Source organism: Corallococcus macrosporus DSM 14697 (genome assembly GCF_002305895.1).
GTDB classification, from domain to species: domain Bacteria; phylum Myxococcota; class Myxococcia; order Myxococcales; family Myxococcaceae; genus Myxococcus; species Myxococcus macrosporus.
Window position 1 is genome coordinate 2513420 of the sequence record NZ_CP022203.1, and the last position, 15183, is coordinate 2528602.

12 protein-coding genes are annotated in these 15183 nt (G+C 68.8%); 5 read left to right on the top strand and 7 right to left on the bottom strand.

Annotated features, from left to right (window positions below):
• Positions 1-58: 58 nt before the first annotated feature.
• Positions 59-286: a hypothetical protein gene (locus MYMAC_RS36790; RefSeq protein ID WP_123784113.1), complete on the top strand. Its 228-nt coding sequence runs from the start codon at positions 59-61 to the stop codon at positions 284-286.
• Positions 287-663: 377 nt separating this feature from the next.
• Positions 664-4047 carry an RCC1 domain-containing protein gene (locus MYMAC_RS10825; protein WP_095958025.1) on the top strand — a complete coding sequence of 1128 codons (3384 nt, stop codon included), beginning with the start codon at positions 664-666 and terminating at the stop codon, positions 4045-4047.
• A gap of 302 nt (positions 4048-4349) precedes the next feature.
• Here the strand turns inward: MYMAC_RS10825 and MYMAC_RS10830 are convergent, their stop codons facing one another.
• The 4 genes from MYMAC_RS10830 to MYMAC_RS10845 all read right to left on the bottom strand — a co-directional run bounded on the left by MYMAC_RS10830 (position 4350) and on the right by MYMAC_RS10845 (position 9752).
• The gene (locus MYMAC_RS10830; protein ID WP_013938761.1) at positions 4350-4700 is read right to left on the bottom strand and encodes a BP74-related protein; all 351 of its coding nucleotides are present in this window, start codon (positions 4698-4700) and stop codon (positions 4350-4352) included.
• Positions 4701-4762: 62 nt separating this feature from the next.
• Positions 4763-6070 carry a methyltransferase gene (locus tag MYMAC_RS10835; RefSeq protein ID WP_013938762.1) on the bottom strand — a complete coding sequence of 436 codons (1308 nt, stop codon included), beginning with the start codon at positions 6068-6070 and terminating at the stop codon, positions 4763-4765.
• Positions 6071-6137: 67 nt separating this feature from the next.
• On the bottom strand, positions 6138-8240 hold the full coding sequence (locus tag MYMAC_RS10840; RefSeq protein WP_095958026.1) for a S8 family serine peptidase: 2103 nt from the start codon (positions 8238-8240) through the stop codon (positions 6138-6140).
• 120 nt (positions 8241-8360) lie between these two features.
• Positions 8361-9752 carry a hypothetical protein gene (locus MYMAC_RS10845; RefSeq protein WP_157757489.1) on the bottom strand — a complete coding sequence of 464 codons (1392 nt, stop codon included), beginning with the start codon at positions 9750-9752 and terminating at the stop codon, positions 8361-8363.
• A gap of 355 nt (positions 9753-10107) precedes the next feature.
• Here MYMAC_RS10845 and MYMAC_RS38630 point away from each other — a divergent pair, with 355 nt between their 5' ends.
• Positions 10108-10533 (top strand): hypothetical protein, encoded by a 426-nt coding sequence (locus tag MYMAC_RS38630; protein ID WP_157757490.1) that lies wholly within the window; start codon positions 10108-10110, stop codon positions 10531-10533.
• A 114-nt stretch (positions 10534-10647) separates the two neighbouring features.
• Here MYMAC_RS38630 and MYMAC_RS10855 read toward each other — a convergent pair whose 3' ends face one another.
• Positions 10648-11469: an aminotransferase-like domain-containing protein gene (locus MYMAC_RS10855; protein ID WP_239989467.1), complete on the bottom strand. Its 822-nt coding sequence runs from the start codon at positions 11467-11469 to the stop codon at positions 10648-10650.
• A 937-nt stretch (positions 11470-12406) separates the two neighbouring features.
• Here MYMAC_RS10855 and MYMAC_RS10860 point away from each other — a divergent pair.
• A complete protein-coding gene (locus tag MYMAC_RS10860; RefSeq protein WP_095958029.1) occupies positions 12407-12985 on the top strand; it encodes a hypothetical protein in 579 nt (192 codons plus the stop codon).
• A gap of 227 nt (positions 12986-13212) precedes the next feature.
• Positions 13213-13572 carry a YciI family protein gene (locus MYMAC_RS10865; RefSeq protein WP_095958030.1) on the top strand — a complete coding sequence of 120 codons (360 nt, stop codon included), beginning with the start codon at positions 13213-13215 and terminating at the stop codon, positions 13570-13572.
• A gap of 60 nt (positions 13573-13632) precedes the next feature.
• Here the strand turns inward: MYMAC_RS10865 and MYMAC_RS10870 are convergent, their stop codons facing one another.
• Together MYMAC_RS10870 and MYMAC_RS10875 are read right to left on the bottom strand one after the other, a co-directional pair.
• Entirely contained in the window at positions 13633-13797 is a 165-nt protein-coding gene (locus MYMAC_RS10870; protein ID WP_157757492.1) for an SRPBCC family protein, read from the bottom strand.
• Between the two features lie 152 nt (positions 13798-13949).
• Positions 13950-15068 (bottom strand): aldo/keto reductase, encoded by a 1119-nt coding sequence (locus MYMAC_RS10875; RefSeq protein ID WP_095958032.1) that lies wholly within the window; start codon positions 15066-15068, stop codon positions 13950-13952.
• Between the last annotated feature and the right edge of the window lie 115 nt (positions 15069-15183).

A 15183-nucleotide genomic window follows, 5' to 3' on the forward strand; every position in this document is an offset into this window, starting at 1 on the left:
CACCAGACACGAGGGGGCCGCCGCGTATGTCCAGGCCCGGGGGAGCGCGCCCACGCCCGTGAGCCTGCGATGCATCGAAGATCAGCTCCCCCGTGGCTGCGAGGTCGGGAAGACCTACGCCGTCAGCGGAGCGGTCAGCGCGGTGGTTGATCGGCGCCGGCTCTCGAGCATGGACTGCATGGCCTTTGGACGTGACGTCCAGTCGATCGCGGGCTGCAGGGAGGCCCAGGCCGAGCCGCTTCGCATCGTCCTGGCCAAGGGGTGCGTCGTGCGCGCCCAGTACTGACGGAATGCAGGCGTTCTCTCACGTCACCCGGGATTTTCTTTTGTTCGTCTCAAGGGGCTCGCGCAGCGCTCCATGGAGGTCAAGCACCGGCAAGCAGTGACACTCGAGAACCCTGCTGCTCTCTTTCGAGGAGAGCCACAGCGTCATCCCCGAGCTCGTCCCCGACTTGAGGCGCCCGGGTCCTGTCTTCTCTGTTTTCCGGGTGTATGGCTTTGAGCTCCCTGTTGATTCCCATGGGGTGGGCCGTACCCAGTTGCAATGTTTGTGGAATATTGTAGGTCTCCCTGGCCTCCCTCTTGGAAGGCGCTGGCTTCCTTTGCCGCCCGACCCGGTCCGGGAGGGCAGCGCTCGCGCAGCGCGATGGCAAGAGGGGATTCATGAGACAGGATGGACAGAAATGGTTGGCGTGGGTGGCTCTGGCCATCTGCGCCGCGGTGGCGGGCTGCGGTCCGCAGGATGCGGAGCAGGGCGGGGGGGAGACGGCCACCCGCGAAGCGGCTCCGGGCGCAGCGGTTTCAGCGGCGCCTGTCAGTCCGGGCCTGTCCAAGAGCACCGCGCCGGGCTTGCAGGGGGCCAACGCCTTCGCGGCTCCAGCGGGGCCTGTTCTTGCCGCGGGCAATGGTAACCACACGCTGGCTGTGAGGCAGGACGGCACTGTCTGGGCTTGGGGCAACAACGACGACGGCCAGCTCGGAGATGGGACGACCACGCGCCGTTTCAGCCCGGTGCAGGTGATGACGGGGGCCACCGCCATCGCTGCGGGAATCTATCACACGGTGGCCGCGAGCCAGGACGGCACCGTCTGGACCTGGGGGCGCAACTCCTCGGGGCAGTTGGGGGACGGAACGTCCATTCAACGCTTCTCTCCGGTGCAGGTGCAGGGGCTGACGGGCGTCACCGCCGTCGCGGCGGGTCGCAATCACTCGGCCGCCTTGGGACAAGGCGGCACTGTCTGGACCTGGGGTGACAACCTGGTCGGCCAATTGGGGGATGGAACGAGCACCCAGCGCCTCACGCCGGTGCAGGTTCAGGGCTTGACGGGTGTCATCGCCATCTCCGCGAATGACTCCGAGACAGTGGCCTTGCGGCAGGACGGTACCGTCTGGGCCTGGGGCAACAACTCCAGTGGCCAGCTCGGAGATGGGACGACCACCGTGCGCTTCACGCCGGTGCAGGTGCTGGGGCTGACGGGCGTCACCGCCATCGCCGCGGGGGGCGGCTTCGCGGTGGCCTTGCGGCAAGACGGCACGCTCTGGGCCTGGGGCAGCAACTCCAGGGGCCAACTGGGGAACGGGACGACCTTTGGGAGCTACAGACCGGAGCAGGTGCAGGGGCTGACGGGCGTCACCGCCATCGCCGCGAGTGGTATCCACACAGTGGCCTTGCGGCAGGACGGCACCGTCTGGGCCTGGGGCGACAACGAGTGGGGCCAGTTGGGGGATGGGACGACGACCCGGCGCCTCACGCCGGTGCAGGTGCAAGGGCTGACGGGGGTCACCGCCATCGCCGCAGGTTACCTCTATACCGTGGCCTCGAAGCAGGACGGCACCGTCTGGGCCTGGGGTGACAACAAGCGGTCGCAGTTGGGGGAGGGGGCGGTCAGCCAGCGCCACACGCCAGGAGAGGTGCAGGGGCTGGAGGGCATCACCGCCATTGCGGCGAGCAACCTCCTGACGGTGGCCGTGCGGCAGGACGGCACCGTCTGGGCCTGGGGCGACAATGCCAGGGGGCAGTTGGGGGACGGGACGACCACCCGACGCCTCACGCCGGTGCAGGTGCAGGGGCTGGCGGGCGTCACCGCCGTTGCCGCGAGTGACTACCATCTGGTGGCCGTGCGTCAGGATGGCACCGTCTGGGCCTGGGGCGTCGGTTTCTGGGGGCAGTTGGGGGACGGGACTGGCATGGACCGCTCCACGCCGGTGCAGGTGCAGGGGCTGACGGGGGTCACCGCCATCGCCGCGGGCAGCAACCACACGGTGGCCTTGCGGCAGGACGGCACCGTCTGGGCCTGGGGCTTCAACAACTACGGCCAACTGGGGGATGGGACGACCGCGGGCCACCTCACCCCGGTGCAGGTGCCGGGAGTGACGGGCGCAGTCGCCATCGCAGCGGGTGGCAGCCACACGGTGGCCTTGCTCCAGGATGGCACCGTCTGGACCTGGGGCTACAACATCTGGGGACAGCTCGGCGACGGGACGACCACCCACCGCCACTCCCCGGTGCAGGTGCAGGGGCTGGCGGATGTCATCGCCATCGCCACGAACAACGGCCACACGGTGGCCGTGCGGCAGGACGGCACCGTCTGGACCTGGGGCCTCAACAGCTCCGGTCAGTTGGGGGATGGGACGACCACCCAGCGCCTCACGCCCGTACAGGTGCATGGGCTGACGGACGCCACCGCCATCCTGACGAGTAGTTCCCAGACAGTGGCCATGAGGCAGGACAGGACCCTCTGGGCCTGGGGCGACAACCACTGGGGCCAGTTGGGGGATGGGACGACCACCCGGCGCCTCACGCCGGTGCAGGTGCAGGGACTGATGGACGTCACCGCCATGGCTGCGGGCGGCTACCACATGGCTGCAGCGGGCCAGGATGGCACGCTCTGGACCTGGGGCCTCAACTCCTACGGTCAGTTGGGGGGCGGACCGCTCTCCTATCGCCTCCTTCCGGTGCAGGTGCAGGGGCTGACGAGCGCCACCGCCACCGCCATCGCCGCGGGGGACTCCCACACGGTGGCGGTGCGGCAGGACGGCACCGTCTGGGCCTGGGGCTCCAACTTCAGTGGCCAGTTGGGGGACGGGACGACCGCCCAAAGCCTCACGCCGGTGCAGGTGCAGGTGCAGGGGCTGACGGGCGTCGCCGCCATCGCCGCGGGCTTCTCACACACCCTGGCCGTAAGGCAGGACGGAACTGTCTGGAGCTGGGGCGGCAACGCCTACGGCCAATTGGGGGACGGGACGACCGCCCAAAGCCTCACGCCGGTGCAGGTGCAGGGGCTGACAGGCGTCACGGCCATCTCCGCCGGCGACGCCCACACGGTGGCCTTGCGGCGGGACGGCACCGTCTGGGCCTGGGGACGCAATTCCTGGGGACAGCTCGGAGACGGGACGACCACGCACCGCGCTACGCCGGTGCAGGTGCAGGGGCTGACGGGCGTCATCGCCATTGCCGCGGGCTCCCTCCACACCGTGGCCTTGCGTCAGGATGGCACCGTCTGGGCCTGGGGCTTCAACGATCTCGGCCAATTGGGAGATGGGACGACCACGCGCCGCCTCACGCCAGCGCAGGTGCAGGGATTGACGGGCGTCACCACCATCGCTGCTGGCTACTTCCACACGGCGGCGGTGCGGCAGGATGGCACGGCCTGGACCTGGGGCTTCAACCTCTGGGGGCAGCTCGGGGATGGGACCTTCACGGACCGCGCCACGCCGGTGCAGGTGCAGGGGCTGACGGGCGTCAGCGCTCTTGCCGCCGGGTATGCCCATACAGTGGTCGTGGGGGAGGACGGCACCGTCTGGGCCTGGGGCAACAACTCCGGTACCCAGTTGGGCAATGGGTCATCCACGGACCGTTCCACACCGGTGCAGGTGGAGGCGCTGACCGGCGCCTTCTCCCTTGCGGCGGGCCGTTTCCACACGGTGGCCATGAGTCCGGACGGTGCCGGCTGGGGTTGGGGGCGCAACAACCTCGGCCAGGTGGGGGACGGGACGACCGCTGACCGCCCCACGCCTGTCAATGTGATGGTTCAGGAAGGGACCTGAGCCTTCACCTCGGCTGGGCGAAGGTCTGTGAGCTTGCTCACACACTTCAAGTGAAGCGGCTCACAGCGGTTCCAGGGGGGCTGTCACGCTGACGTCCATCACACACAGCGTGAGACGTGCCGCTCGCATGGCAATCGCTCGTTGACGCGCGCACACGGCGTCAAGCCCCAACCTCCGTGGAAGTGACGACGACGGGCCCGGCCTCCGAGGTGAGCGCCGGGCCCGTCGTGCTTCGGTCGGGTCGCGAATCGTGTGTCGTGGGCCGGGAGGTGCGGCGGCGCGCGCTCCCTGCCTGAAGGGGCTCAGGTGATTTCGCGCGTCAGCCTGGAGTCCCACGGGCACCAGTGACCGCCCGGGAGGAATGCGCCGCCCGCCTCGTCGAGGTGGTCTTCCACATACGTCATGTTGGCATCGCAGACCTCAATGGCCATCGCGAAGAAGCGGATGGTGTTCGGGTCCAGGTGGAAGGAGAACTTCGGGTTGTAGGCCGCGGCCCGCTTGATGATTCGTCCGTGGATGTGGACTTCGTTCTTCTCCTCGCCAGAGAGAATCCTCCGCGCATGTGCAATCGTCTTTTCGTCAGCCAGCTCGACGATGAACTCCAGGTTGGGCTGGGCTTGCTGCGTGAATGCGAAACGTACCGTATTGGCCATGGCGAGGCGCTCCTTGGGGTAGGGGCCCCATATAGGAGGTTGTCCTCACGCGCGTGCATCACCTACGGGTAGCGGTGGCGTGTCTTGAATGCGGCATCGTGAGGGGCCTCGTCTCTAAACCCGCCAACGGGAGGAGCTCGCCGCTCTATGTCAGTCGGCCCGCTCCGCGACGCGATGAGCGCGAGGTTGCGCGGAGACAGTCGCGGGTCGAAGAGCTGGAGGAGCTCGACCTGGAAGCCCGCTTCCTCCAGGAGAATCGCGCGGTCAAGCAGGAGCACGACCTCCAACGCCCTCGCGAAGCGGTCCCTCAGCAGATGGCAGAGCAGGAGGTCCCGGGTCTCGGCGCGAGCGGACACCTCGAAGGCGTTCAGCTCGGCATCCGTCATGCCGGGATTGAGGCCCAGGCGCTCCAGGCGGTCGCGCGCGTAGGCGGCGAACGGGCTGTTATAGAGCGCCCGGGGCGCGTCTCCTGCTCTCACGAAGCCGCGCTCGGGAAAGTGCCGCCGCGATAGGAGATGGAACGCGAAGCGCCACGCATACACCCGCTTCATCCGCGCGAACTCCACCTCCGTCTTGTGATGCCGCCCCCGCGTCGTCAGCGCCAGGGCATGCGGGGTGAAGGGCAGCGGATGCCCGCTCCCGAAGCGGGAGACGGGGTAATCCCGAGGGAGCTCCAGCTTGTCGTAGCAGCAGCCGATGTTCAGGACGAAGCCCGCCCCCTGGCTCTTGCGGAGCTGCGTGAGGGCGAGCGGCCCGCAGGTGTGCAGACCGATGGAGGCCCGGTCCCGGCCGGAGAAGAGCGAGTCGAGCTGGGGTTGGACTCCGTCCTCGACGGAGGCCTGGATGAAATACAGCGTGTCCTCGCCTGGGGGCTGGGTCCTCGTCAGCCAACGGCGGCCCTTGTCCTGCAAGGCGGCGTCTCGGTCGATGCTGTGGAAGGTCCACCCGAACGTCCGCGCACAGAGGCGGGCGAGATGTCCCATGCCGCCGCCAATATCGACCGCCTGGCGGATGAAGCGCGCTCTCGGCGCGAGCAGGGCGAGCACCCGCTCGAGCTCGTGCGTCTTCTTGGCGCTGAGGCCCTGAGTCTCCGCGACGGACAGCGTGTGAAGGCCCTCCTGCCAGGGCAGCGCCGTCAGTTCCTGGAGCGCGCCCAGGAGCGCGCCCAGGGCCGGGGGTGGGGCGCCTGTGAGCGCCCCCTGGTCCAGCCGCCGCTCGCCCGCTTCATCGAGCGACCGGCAATAGTCCAGCCAGTCCTCGGGATAGACGGCGCCGGACTCGGGCCAGCCCTGGAGGATGGAGCGGGACCAGAGCGGGGACCAGGGCCGGAGCTGGTGTGTGAGCGCTTCGAGTCGCGCCTGGAAGTCCATGCCGGCGCATCCTATGCCCCGCGCTCAACGGCGCCCCGAATTCTCCGAGGCGCCGCCTCCCATGGCCTCACGGGTTGAGGATGTGGACCTCGACGGCCAGTGTTGCATTCCGGTTGATGGCGACCAGGTCCGGCCCGTTCCCGAGCAGCTCGAAGCCAAACACGGTCGGGTCATCCCAGCGGACCATCTCGAACGTCCAATCCCCGTTCGTGGGATGCAGCGCGGTGCCGGCCTGCAGCGTGAAGCTGGAGAAGCCGCTCGCTCCGGAGACGGCATGGACCTCGGTCGAGTTGCTGCCGCCGGAGCGGAGGATGCCCACCAGGTCGATTGTGAAGTCGCCGTTGACCTCCGCCAGCTCGTATTCCCAGCTCCCCGCGCTGGGGAGCGCGGTCGTCGTGTTCAGCAGGAACGTCTGGAAGCCGGTGGCGCCGGAGAGGATGTGGACCTCCACGTTGCCCCCCGCGCCCTGGGAGTTGATGGCGACCACGTCCAGCGTGCCGTCCTTGTCCCAGTCCGTCACCTTGAAGTCCCAGTCGCCCGTCGTGGTGTGCAGGGCCGTGGACGTGTGCGTCAGGAACGTCTGGAAGCCGGTGGCGCCGGAGAGGATGTGGACCTCCGTCGAGGTGACGCCCGCCCGCTGGATGGCGAACACGTCCTGGCTGCCGTCCTTGTTCCAGTCGCCCACCTCGAAGGCCCAGTCCGCGTTCGTGGTGTGCAGCGCCGTCGCCCAGTGGCCGAGGAACGTCTGGTAGCTCGCGGCGCCGGAGAGGATGTGGACCTCCGTGAAGCCCGACAGGCCCTGCGGTTGGATGAAGAAGAGGTCCGGCCGCTTGTCGCCGTTCCAGTCCGCCGCCTCGAAGTGGCCGTCATTGCCCACTGGCGTCTGTGCGCTCGCGACGTTGAGCTGGAAGCTGTTGATGCCCCCCGTGAAGAGCAGCCGGTCCGGTGACCCCGCCGGGAGTCCCGTCAGCCGGCCCGTCGTGGCCTCACCCACGAGGAAGTCGCGGACCTGCTGCTGCGTCGCCCCTGGGTGACGCTGAAGGTAGAGGGCCGCGGCGCCAGTGACGTGGGGCGCGGCCATCGACGTCCCGCTCTTGTTGCCAACCCCATTCACGGGAGAGGCCAGGGTGGAGCGGATGCCGACGCCTGGCGCGAAGAGGTCCACGCAGCCCCCGTGGTTGGAGAACCCCGCGACCGCGTCCGCGCTGTCGCTGGCTCCCACGGTGATGGCCGCGGGCAGCCGCGCGGGTGATTGGTCGCAGGCGGCGACGCCGTCATTCCCGGCGGAGACGACGGTCACCACGCCGGAGTCGATGAGCCCTTCGACCGCGTCATCCAGGGCCTGGCTGGCGCTTCCTCCCAGGCTCATGTTGGCGACGGCGGGAAGCAGCCGGTTGTCAGCCACCCAATCCACGCCAGCGATGACGTCCGACGAAGCACCCACCGCGCAGGGGAACACCCGCACCGGGTGAAGGCTCACGCCAGGGGCCACGCCGAACTGGTGGCCGCCGATGGTTCCCGCCACGTGCGTGCCGTGGCTGGGGTGGCTGCCCCGGTTTCCGCAGTCCTCCGTGCCGCCTGCATCGCCGACGGCGTTGAACCCGGGCAAGAGCTGCCCCGAGAAGTCCTGGTGCGAGGTGATGCCCGTGTCGATGACGTAGGCGTGGACATGCCCGCCTCGGGCGCCAAAGGTGTACGTCTGGTTCAACGGCAGGTCCCGCTGATCGATGCGATCCAGTCCCCAGACGTTCTGGGTCGCGGGCGGTGTCCCGACCGTGGTCGACCGGGTCGCGCTCGGGTGGATGACCCCGTTCTCCTCCACGTAGGCGACACGCGGGTCCTCGCTGAGCCGCCGGGCCTGCGCTTCGCTCATGGTGGCGGAGAACCCCTGGAGCGCCGCGTGATACACGCGCTGCGTCTTCCCTCCATGGCGCTCGCTCAACTCTCTCGAGAACCGGGTGACGACGTCCCGTGAGTCACTGCCTCCTTTCAGCGCCGCGGCTTTCACCTCGGCCTTCTTCAAGACGACGATGTACTCCCCTCGCACGGGCTCTCGGACCTTGCGCAGCTTCGCGGCGGGTGCCGCCGCGCCTGGGCTCGCCGCCTGCGCGGAGGTGAAGGTCAGCGTCACGATGCCTGCGGCCAGCAGACTGCTTGTGCGATGTCTCACGCCATGTGCTCCCTGGGATGCGGATTGCCTCCGGCGCGAGCGTGGCGCTTGATTCCGACCCCGCGCGCCCGGTGCGCTTGGAGGTATCAAGCGGGGCGTGATGGGAGCGTGACGGCGTGCCTACTCGCGCATCACCTGCGCGGCCGTGAGCACGCGGACCATCTCCTCGGCGCCGGCGGCCTTCTTCGCCGCCAGCGCGCGCAGCTTCGTCGTCACCTGCGGCGTGAGGGACTCCATCAGCGCCTCCCGGAGTGAGTCCCTCACGCCGTCAGGGGCCGCCAGCGCCGGGCCGAGCAGAGGCAGGGCACGCCTGTCCTTCAGCCGCACCAGCGCCGCCGTGGCGTCCGGGAGGGCGCGGGGGCACTTGCGCGCGAGCTGGTGTGCCAGGTCCGCGGCCTCGCGCCCCTTCACGAAGCCGAGCAGACGGACTGGTGAGCCACTCCCGCTGTCCCGGCAGAACGCGGCCTGGAGAATGGCCGCCTTCGCCTCCTGGGAGCCCTGCCGCGCGGCTGCCTCCAACTGCTCCTCCTGCACGGAGGCTCGCTCCGTCTGGAAGGTCACCTTCACCGGCACGGTGAAGCCCGCGTTGACGAGCTTCGCCGCGAGCTGATTGCGCTGCGCCTCGGGATAGTGCTCGAGGTCCTTCACCGCCCGCGCGCCGGCCGCCTGCCGTGCGCCCGCGGCACGCCACTGCTCGGTGGCCACCGGAATCAGCAGCTCGCGCACATAGCGGCCGCGCTCGGCCACGGCGTCATAGAGCGCCACCGCGCAGCCCGGGAGCACGTCCAGCGACTCGCCCGGCCCGGCGCTCACGGGAACGCGCAGCTCGTCACCGTTGCGGGACCAGCCCTGCACCGTCGCGGTGCCCGAGGCCAGCAGCTCCACCCAGTGGGGGGCGACCTCGGCGGGCTCCTGGCACACCTTCGTGTCCCGCAGCGCCTGGGCTCGCTCGGACAGCGGCTTGAGCAGCGCGTTCAGCGTCGCCGCCTTCGCGCGGTCCTGCTGCGTCACACAGCCCACGAAGTGGGTGGCCCAGAGGACGAGCCACGGTTCCTGCTCCTTGCCCATCCGCTCCACGGCGCCGGGCAGCGCATCGGGCACGGCCTCCGAGGCCAGCAGCGCCAGGGCCCGGTCGAACGGCTCCGCCGAGGACGCCGCGCGCTGACGCAATTCGGGGGACTGCACCAGCATGTCGAGGGCCAGCTTCGACAGCTTCTCTGGCAGCCGGGACTGACTCGCCAGCGCATGCATGCCCATGCGGTGCGTGAGGAACATGGGGCACATTCGATGGCCCGCGGCCATCGCCAGCGCTCGCTCCTCTCCGCTCACTCGCGCCAGCTTCGTCAGCACGTCGTACGCGGCGGCGCCCCCCTGGCGCAGCGACGCCTCCGCCGCCTCGCCCTTGCCCGGCTTGTCCAGTGTGTACGCGGCCTGCCACAGCGCGGCGTCATCCGCGGCATGCGCCGCTCCCGTGAGCAGGAGGACGGTGACGAACAGGGAAAGGCGGTGCATGGAAGCCTCCGGCATGCGGCAACACGTTTGCAATAGGCTACCAGAAGTCCACGGCTTCATCTCATACGGGAGCGCGTCCAGGACTGCGCGGTGCGCTGCGCAAGGCCGGTGGCTCAACGTGGAGCGAGTTCGCGCAACGGCCGCTGCGGACCGCCCTCCACAACTCGATGGAGCCGTCGGTGGGCAGGTCCTCGTCGCTTCATCAGGGAAATCCATTGGCTTGTGCCAATGCGTTGCGCCGTCCGTGAGGCCTGAGTCGTCCCCGCATTTGAGTCGAGCGTCCAACGGTTGGCTGGTGGCGGAGCCGCGCGAGAAGCGGCGGTGGGGCGCGCGGTTCTCCTGCATCGTGCGGAGCGTGTCGAAATCCATCACGCACGCGGAGGTGCATCGGTTCATTGAGGAGGCCATCGGCACGGACACGCATGCCAAGCGCGTGCTGTCGCTGTCCAATGCGACACTGGGCACCCTCCACGCGGTCAGCCTCTCGGTGCGAGCCATGGGGCTGGCGCTCTCCCAGGCGCGGGGCTGGAGGGGAAACACGCCGTCAAGCAGGTGGACCGGCTGCTGGCCGACACGGGGAATGAAAGAGGCAGGGTTTCTGGCGGCCAGTCGCCAGGAAGCCACGGCCACCGAGTTGGTGAAGTCCTACGGCCGTCGCGTCACCTGCGAGGTGACTCACGAGGGGACGACTCAGGCGTGGCCCCTGATTGACGCAATTGGCGGGCGGGCAGGCTGCGCTGTCCGCTTGGAATTCACGTCGGCACCGGCCGCGCTCCCTTGAGGTGCGAGGTCGAGGCCTGGCTCTTTGGGCTGGGACGGCTTGCGCCTCGACTCCCACGCGCCGCGGAGACAGGCGCGTGCTCCATGCCCGGCCCTCCGGAATGGAATGCCGTCTTCAGCGCCCGCGTGCGGCCTCCAGGGCGCGTGCCAGCGTTCGCGTCCCTTCGCGGAGGGCCTCCGGTCGCACGCACCCGAACCCGAAGACGAGGCCGGCTTCGCGGCGCCGGCCGGAGAAGTAGTCGGACAGGGCGGCCACCTCCACGCCTCGCCTGGCTGCTTCGTCGCGGACGCTCAGGTCGGACAGGGGCGCCGTGAGCGACGCGGACACCTGCATGCCGGTGTCACAGGAACGGGGCGTCAGCGCTCCGGCGCAGTCGGCCCGCAGGGCTTCGAGCAGGGCTTCGCCGCGCTCCCGGTAGGCCACCCGCATCCGGCGCAGGTGTCTCGCGAAGTGGCCATCCTCGAGGAACACCGCCAACGCCGCCTGCTCCAGCGCGGAGGCGGGCGCGGGAAAGGCCGCGCGGGCCGAGGCGAAGGCGTCCACCAGGGGCGGAGGCGCGACGAAGAAGCCCAGGCGCAGTCCCGGGAACATCGACTTGCTGAAGGTGCCGACGTAGACGACACAGCCCGCCTCATCGAGCCCCTGGAGCGCGGTGAGGGGACGGCCCCGGTGGCGGAATTCGCTGTCGTAGTCATCCTCGATGACCACCGCTCGTGTGCGCTCCGCCCAGTGCAACAGCGCCATCCGCCGGGACAGGCTCAGCGTGGCGCCCAGCGGATACTGGTGCGAAGGCGCCACCACCACCACGCGGGCACGGGGCGCCCGAGCGATGCCCGTGTCCACGTCGAGCCCTTCTGAATCCACGGGCACGGGAACCGGCCGGCCCCCGGTGGCAAGCACCGCGCGACGGACACCGGGATAGCCCGGGTCTTCCACCCAGACCGTGTCTCCCGGGGCGAGCGAGAGCCGGAGGATTTCATCGAACGCCTGCTGTGGCGCCGGCCCGGGTCACGATGTATCCCTCGGCGGCGAGCGCATCCAGCGCCTGGAGGACGGTGCTGCGGGCCACGTCCAGCTCCGTGGGGAACTGGCGGGAGGAGGGACTTCAGGCATGGGCTCTTCGTTCGAGAAGGAATACCGCTTCCGCTTGTTTCGAGGCCTTCCTTGAGAGGCTTCAACTCACACGCGCATCCAGGGACTCCGCGGTAGGCCGTGCGGGGTTGATGGCTGCCCGGTGCTTCGCCGCTCCCACCATGGCGCGGCTCCGGCGGCGCAAGGCGCGAACTCACCGAGAAGTCTGACGCGTTGATGGCACACCTGACGTGTCAGGAGCGGCCCCATGGCGCTCCTCTTCGCGCGTTCAGTCCGGGCAGCCACCTGGCAGGTCAGGTCGGTGCCCGCCGCTCAAGCGGGGCGCTCACGCGGACTCGCATGCCTCGTTCGTCGTGAGGGCCGCTCCGGCAGGAGCAAGGCCTCCGGGGTTTCACCTACGAGCGCATCCCTCCTCGCGATTCAGGGGCTCCGAGCCTCTCCGTGGGAGGTGGCAACCAGATGAGGTGGGTCCAATCGTCCCCGCTGGTTCCATGTGCTGCCGCTGGAATGAGGCGGGCCTACGTCTGTGATTGGGCTGGGTCACCCGGCCGTCAGCAATGGCTTTCAATTCTGGTGCAATGCCATGGGGCGCGGCGGATGACGCGTCAGCCAGCGGTGCCAATCCTGCTTTGGAAAAGAACTCCAGACGCAGCAGGGGGCTCGTGGTCGCTGGCATATGCATTGCTCCAGGGCGTGGCAGGCGGGATGAACTCCTCGCCGGGGCCCGGTGCAAGGGCTCGTCAATGCTAGACATCAACCACATGAAGGGCTGGGTACGAATATGGCGAAGATCGTCTTCTTGATCGATTCCACCGCGCTCCCCAAGGGCGGGAACTCTGTCAGCACTGCCGTCGCGGTCAAACATCCTCCCTTTCTCCTGAACGGAAAGCCGGAGGACTCCGAGTACAAGGTGCCCGTCGCGCAGGGGGAGAACATCCGTATCTACACGGATGAGCAGAACCACCTCACGTCCGTGAAGCTCGCGCCCAACGGCATCATCGCGCATTCGTTCCAGGGGGACCTGCTCACGGTCGCGGAGATGAAGGATGCCTCGAAGCGGCCCATCGACGTCCCCAACTTCGACATGGATCCGGGCCCCGTGCCCGACTTCATCGCCTACAGCGACAACGACACGCCGTGGACGCAGACGCCTCCTTCCTGGAGCAATTGGGCCAACAACCCGCTCATCGACCAGGAGCTCACGGCCAGCATGACGCGGAGCTACATCCCGTATGTCACCTTCAACGCCAGCACCATCGTGAGCGGGGAGTTGCAGTACGGCGTGGTGTTCGGCCTGACGCGGGACGGGGCGACGGTCGAGTATTTCTACTTCGACCCCTCCATCGTCATTGGTCCGTGAAGTGAAAGTCGCGGCCCATCTCGGCTCGTTCGCGCGGGCTGAATGCCGTTGATGGGACGACCTTCGCTCCAGCCCAGGGGGCACCCCTGGGCTGCGTGGCCGGCCCGGTGTTCGCGTCCTCCGGACCAGGCTCGGGAGACGGGAGCCCCTCCAGGACGATGAGGAAATGCTTCTGCTCGTGGGGTGGATGGGGGACGCTCTGGGGCCACCCACGAACGGAGGGCGTGATGGCGTACATGCTGTTGGTCATGGAGGAGGGCCGCCGGAAGCGGAGCCGGACGCCGGAGGAGGGGCGCCGCGAGATGGAGCGGATGGTGCGCTTCGTCGAGGACCTCAAGGCCCGCGGCATATGGAAGGCCAGCGACTCGCTCCGGTCCGTGGCGGAAGGGGTGCGGATTGAGGTTCGCGGCGGCCAGCGCTCCCTCCGCGAAGGGCCGTTCACGGAGAGCAAGGAGATTGTCGGAGGCTTCGTCCTCTTCGACTGCGACACCCGGGAAGAGGCGCTGGCGATCGCGAGCGAGTGTCCCGCCGCCGAGTGGTCGACGGTCGAGCTGCGTGAGGTCGGCGTCTGCTACGACGAGGAGTGAAGCGCGGCCCTCACCCTCGCGGAGCGCGGCCGGCGGGACCGGGGAGGGCGACCTGTTCGGCTACTTCGCCGCTTCGCCCATCACCGCGCCGTTCGGTGCCGCGTTCGCGCCGGCCTGCTCCGCGGCCTTCGCCTCGGAGAGGTCCTTCAACGTGGCCAAGCCCTCCTCGAAGGACGCGCCCACCCTCTTGTCCATGTCCATGAAGACGGAGACCGCCTTGTTCAAGAAGCCGTTCTGACCAGACATCACCCAGGTGACGGTGGTGCCGTTCCCGGCCCGCTCGAAACGGAAGACCGTTCCATTGTTGGCCTTGAACGGCTTGATGAACTCGAGTTCGCGCTGGAGTTGCTCCCGTGGGGCGGCGCGTCGCTCATGGCCTAACGGGCCTGGAGTGGTCCCCGGAACCCGCTCGGCTCCGCGCTCACGGTGGTGTCGCCCGCGAGCATCCCCTTCGTGAAGAAGGGGCTCTCGAAGAAGACGTACGGATTGAGGAGCTCGGGGCGGCTTGAGACCTCCAGTCGCGCGGAGAGCTCGGGCGGCAGGTTGAAGTCCAGCGCGTGGAGGTTGTCCTCCAACTGCTCCAGGCTGCTCGCGCCGATGATAGTGGACACGACGCCCGGGCGCGTCGCCACCCAGTTGAGCGCCACCTGGGCGGGCGAGCGCTCCACCTCTTTCGCCACCGCGACGAGCGCCTCGACAATGGCCCAGGGGCGCTCCTGCAGGAACTTGTCCGCCACGGGGTTTCCGCTGGCCAGCAGCGCATGGGCGCGCCCGTCACCCTTCGGCTGGGTTCCCTCGCGGGTGTACCTCCCCGTGAGGAGGCCCCCGGCCAGGGGGCTCCAGGGCGTGAGGGCCGCCCCCATTGCCAGCGCGGCGGGGAGATGCTCGCGCTCGACATTGCGCTCCGCGAGCGAGTACTCCAGTTGCAGCGCGGCGACCTTTTCCCAGCCATTGCGCTCCGCCAGGGTCTGCGCGCGCGCGAAGTACCATGCCGGCACGTCGGAGAAGCCGATGTAGCGCACCTTGCCCTCGCGCACGAGGCCGGTCAGCGTCCCCATCACCTCCTCCACGGGCGTCAGGCCATCCCAGACGTGCAGCCAGTACACGTCCACGTAGTCCGTCTTGAGGCGGCGCAGCGAGCCTTCAAGGGCGGAGTGGATGTGTTTGCGGCTGTTCCCGCCCGCATTCGGGTCTCCCGGAGACAGGTTGGCGGAGAACTTGGTGGCGATGACCGCCCGCTCCCGCCCGCCACGCCGCGCGAAGTAGTCACCGATGATGCGCTCGCTGGAGCCGGAGGTGTACGCATCCGCTGTATCAATGAAGTTGCCGCCCGCCTCCAGGTAGCGTGTCAGCAGGCGGTGTGCGTCCTCGCCGCTGATGCCCCAGCCCCAGTCGGTACCGAAGTTCATGGTGCCCAACGCCAGCGGGCTCACCCGCAGGCCCGTCTGACCGAGGAGGTGGTACTTCGCCAGGGAGTCAATAGTTCGCGTCGACATGAGGGCGCTCCATCCGTGGTGATGGGGTGTGCTCCCCATCGCCCGCGATGGATAGAAGCGCGCCCTCATGAAGGCAGCCCGCTTCTTGCGCCTGATTGACGGTGGCTACTCGTCA